This window comes from Micromonospora sp. KC207, from assembly GCF_004348615.1.
In the GTDB taxonomy this organism is placed as follows: Bacteria; Actinomycetota; Actinomycetes; order Mycobacteriales; family Micromonosporaceae; genus Micromonospora.
Genome location: NZ_SMKJ01000456.1, coordinates 1 through 3,406, shown reverse-complemented (window position 1 = coordinate 3,406; position 3,406 = coordinate 1). Strand labels below are relative to the sequence as shown.

2 protein-coding genes and 2 pseudogenes are annotated in these 3,406 nt (G+C 76.2%); 1 reads left to right on the top strand and 3 read right to left on the bottom strand.

Annotated features, from left to right (window positions below; all coding sequences use genetic code 11):
* Positions 1-15: 15 nt before the first annotated feature.
* Positions 16-612: a murein hydrolase activator EnvC gene (locus E1258_RS31155; protein WP_132407390.1), complete on the top strand. Its 597-nt coding sequence runs from the start codon at positions 16-18 to the stop codon at positions 610-612.
* Between the two features lie 179 nt (positions 613-791).
* On the opposite strand, the gene E1258_RS31150 is transcribed toward E1258_RS31155, so the two are convergent.
* The 3 genes and pseudogenes from E1258_RS31150 to E1258_RS36055 all read right to left on the bottom strand — a co-directional run.
* Entirely contained in the window at positions 792-1,973 is a 1,182-nt protein-coding gene (locus E1258_RS31150; RefSeq protein WP_132407386.1) for an aminotransferase class V-fold PLP-dependent enzyme, read from the bottom strand.
* A 172-nt stretch (positions 1,974-2,145) separates the two neighbouring features.
* Positions 2,146-2,646: pseudogene (locus tag E1258_RS36060) on the bottom strand (tyrosine-type recombinase/integrase); the annotation flags it as partial.
* Positions 2,647-2,756: 110 nt separating this feature from the next.
* Positions 2,757-3,114 (bottom strand): annotated as a pseudogene (locus E1258_RS36055) (site-specific integrase); the annotation flags it as partial.
* Between the last annotated feature and the right edge of the window lie 292 nt (positions 3,115-3,406).

The window sequence follows — 3,406 nt, the reverse complement described above, 5'->3', positions numbered from 1 at the left end:
GCTACCCTCTGCGCGATCGCCCTCGCTGCTGGCTCCGAGCCCACCTCGGTCGCTGCCAACTCTTTCGCTGCGGGCGCTTTCGCTGTGGGCGCTGTCGTCCCGGCGGGGCAACTCCGTGCGACGGCTCACCCGGCGGCCGGCCCCGTGCCGGGCCTCGCGCCGGTGGCTTCCGTCGGGGTCGAACCCGCGACGGCCGCCGTGCCGGTCCGGTTCCGGTGGCCGCTCGACGGCGTGCCGCGACCGGCCCGGCGCTTCGAGCCGCCCCCGCAACCGTGGCTGCCCGGCCACCGGGGCGTCGATCTCATCGCCGAGCCGGGGGCCGTGGTGCGTGCCGCCGGGTCGGGGGTGGTGCTCTTCGCCGGGCAGGTCGCCGGCCGTCCCGTGGTCACCGTCGGGCACACCGCCGGGCTGCGGACCACCTACGAGCCGGTGCTGCCCGGCGTCCGCGCCGGTGACCAGGTGGCCCTGGGCGTCCCGCTCGGCCAGCTGCGACCCGGGCACGTGGGCTGTCCCGGCGGGACCTGCCTGCACTGGGGGCTGCGTCGCGGCGAGGAGTACCTGGACCCGCTTGCCCTGCTCGGCCTTGGCCCCGTTCGGCTTCTGCCACCCTGACCGTCGGCCCGGGGCACGGGGCGGCGCGCCGGTCTGGCGGAGCGTGATGAGGGCCCGCCGGTCTGGCGGAGCACGAGGGCGGCGACATAGCGGCATCCGGGCGCTGCGATGCCCCCTGCCGCCGCTGAAGTGACCGGCGACCGGTGAACCGCCGCGACCGGCCCCGGCCTGGCCGCCCGTCAGCGCTGAGCGAGCAGCGCCGGCAGCCGCGCGGCGAGGCGCTCGTACTCGTGCGGCGCGTTGTAGACCTGGCCGCACAGCCGCAGCCAGCCGCGGTCGTCCCAGGTCGTCACCGCCACCTCGGCCGACAACTCCTTCGCGATCCGGCTCCGCAGCGCATAGGCGGCGTCGATGGTGGTGGCGAGCCCGGCGGGCAGCGGGACGATCCGCATGGCCACCGTCGGCCCGCCGGGCTCCGGCAGGTCGGCCGGCGCGACCCCCAGCGCGTCCCCCAGCACCCGCTGCCCGTACGAGGCCAGCGCGGCGTTGTGCGCGCGTACCCGCTCGACTCCGAGGCTGCGCAGGGTCCAGACACCGGCGGGCGCCGCGAGCCACGGGGTGTAGTCCAGGGTGGCCTGCCACTCGACGTTGCCCGGGAAGCCGGCCGCCTGCTCCCAGGAAACCACCAGCGGCTCAATCCGGTCCCGCCACGGCGGCGTCACCACCAGCGCGGCGGTGCCGCGCGGGGCGTACCCCCACTTGTGCAGGTTGCCCACCCAGAAGTCCGCGCCGAGACTCGCGACGGGGGTCGCCAGCATGCCCGGCGCGTGGGCGGCGTCGACGAGCACCGGCACCCCGTGAGCGTGCGCCGTCCCGACGATCGCCGTGACCGGGAACAGGCGGGCGGTGGCTGAGGTGAGCTGGTCGACGACGAGCAGCTTGGTTCGGCCGGGGCGCAGCCCGGCGCGGATGATCTCGACGACCTGCTCGTCGGTCGAGGTCAACGGCACCGGCAGTATGCGCCGGGTCGCCCCGCTGCGCCGGCACTCCCGGTCGATGGAGAAGCCGACCGCGCCGTAACCGTGATCGGTGGTGAGCACCTCGTCGCCGGGGCGCAGACCGAGCGATTGGAGCACCACGGCGACGCCGGTGGTGGCGTTGCCGATCAGCGCGGTGCCATCCGGGTCGGCACCGAGGAAGGCGGCCAGGTGCCGGCGGGTGTGGGTGATCCGGTCCACCAGGCTCAGCCCGAAGAAGCGCAGCGGGTTCGCCTCCATCTCGTCGCGCAGCCGCTGCTGGGCGCGCTGCACGTTGACCGGCACCGCGCCGAACGAGCCGTGGTTGAGGTGGCTCACGGCCGGGTCCAGCGAGAAGAGCAGCCGGGCGCCGGGTATGGGCTCGGGGGGCGGCGGCGCGCTCATTCCATGATCGTAGCCCGACATCGATCGCCGGCGACCCGCGACGACGACCGGGTCGCAGTGGGTTGGCCCCCTCCCGTCAGCCGGGCCGACGACGGCAGGAAGAACTGGCGCTGGCGGCGAGGAGAAGCTGGCGCTGGCGCGGGGGCACGCAGCTCCTCGCCGGGCGCGGTACTCAGGCGCGCGGGTGCGCCTGCCGGTACGCGGCCCGCAGTCGCTCAACCGACACGTGGGTGTAGATCTGCGTGCTCGCCAGCGACGAGTGACCCAGCAACTCCTGCACCGCCCGCAGGTCCGCGCCGCCCTCCAGCAAATGGGTGGCGGCCGAGTGGCGCAGCCCGTGCGGAGTGGTCCGGGGCAGGCCGGCGGCCTCGGCGCACCCGGCGACGATCCGTCGTGCCATCGTCGGGTGCAGCCGCCCGCCCCGCGCCCCGAGCAGCAGTGCGCCCCCGGAACCCGGACCGGTCAGGACGGGCCGCCCGGCCTTCAGCCACTCGTCGAGGGCGCGCTGCGCCGGCACCCCGTACGGCACGGAACGCTCCCGGGAGCCCTTGCCGAGCACCCGGACTACGCGGCGGCTGTGGTCCACGTCGGCGGTGTCCAGGCCACATGCCTCGCTGACCCGTACGCCGGTGGCGTAGAGCAGTTCGAGCAGAAGGCGGTCCCGCAGTGCCAGGGCCTGCGCGACCTCCCGCTCGCCGCCCCCGCCAGGGGAGATCTTGACAGGATTCGGCCCCTCCAGGGGCCCTTCGCTCCCAAGACCCGCTGGTGACGTCGTGGCCCGCATCAGGGTGGCTGCCTGGTCGGCGCGGAGCACGGTCGGCAGGTCCCGGTGGGCGCGCGGGCTCGCCAGCGGGGCGGCCACGTCGGTGGGGATCAGCCCGGCGCGGTGGGCCCAGGCGCTGAAGGCGCGCGCCGCTGCGGCCCGGCGGGCCATCGTGGTACGGGCGGCGCCGGTCGTGCGCTGTTTCGCCAGCCAGCTGCGCACCATGCCCAGGTCTAGGTCGGCCACTGCGGTACAGCCCATCCGGGCGGCGTGGTCGAGCAGGGAGACCAGGTCGCCGACGTACGCACGCACGGTGTGCGCCGAGCGGTTGCAAACCCGGGCCAGATGGTCGGCGAAGTCGTCCACCGCCTCGCGCATCGACGCCGGCAGGGCCGCGTGCGTCGCCCTGGTGTCGGTGCCGGCGCGGCTCACCGGGGGCCGCCCCACGCACCCAACCCAGCCGCCCGCCGCCGCGCCCGTCCGTAGCCTCGCACCGGCCCAGCCTACGGGCGCGCACCGGCCCAGCCTACGAGCGCACGGCCGCCGGGCCGGTCGCGGCCGCACATGCGGCGGCTAGCCGGGCCGGCACCGTCGTGCGTGCCGCGCGGACGGCCACCCGGCTGGGCGGTGCGTGGGCGCGCCGGCGCAGTGCCGCCGGGCTGGGCGGTGC